The 573-nt window shown below is 65.4% G+C and carries 1 protein-coding gene; it reads left to right on the top strand.

Annotated elements, in window-relative coordinates:
* On the top strand, positions 1–573 hold a 573-nt coding region (locus H7C18_RS34760), incomplete at both ends, for an enolase C-terminal domain-like protein (protein ID WP_273388966.1).

The raw sequence follows: 573 nt of genomic DNA, 5'->3' as shown, positions 1-573 counted from the left end.
CGCCGAGCAGCCGCGCGCGGTCGTCGGTCTGATCGAAGCGGCCCGGCGGGAAGCCGGGGACGATATGGAGCTGATGGTGGACGGCTTGTGGTCGGCCGACGTCAAGCTGGCGATCGGTCTCGTTCGCGAGCTGGAGCGCTTCGGCGTCTTCTTCGTCGAGGAACCGCTCGTCTCCGACAACCTGCCGGCCTACCGGCGATTGTCCCGGTCCGTGAACGCGCGGATCGCCTGCGGCGAGCAGCTCGCGGGGCTGTTCGAGTTCGAGCAGCTGATCCGGGAAGGCGATGTCGATATCGTTCAGCCGGATTTGTCCAGGGCCGGCGGACTTACGGAGGCGAGGAAGCTGGTGACGTTGGTCGAACAGGCGGGCAAGCTGCTCATACCGCACGCCTGGACGTCGGATCTGCTGACGGCCGCATCGCTGCATCTGAACGCCTATCAGAATCATCCGGTGTTCCAGGAATTCTGTACGAACGATTCGCCGCTCAGCCGGGAGCTGGCCGTTAATCCGCTGCGATTGGACGGCGACGGCTATTTGACGGTCCCGCACGGGCCGGGGCTCGGCATCGAGGT

The sequence above is a fragment of the Cohnella zeiphila genome, assembly GCF_014212055.1.
GTDB classification, from domain to species: Bacteria; Bacillota; Bacilli; order Paenibacillales; family Paenibacillaceae; genus Cohnella; species Cohnella zeiphila.
The sequence above is the reverse complement of the archived record's forward strand: the minus strand, read 5'-3'. Positions and strand labels throughout refer to the sequence as shown.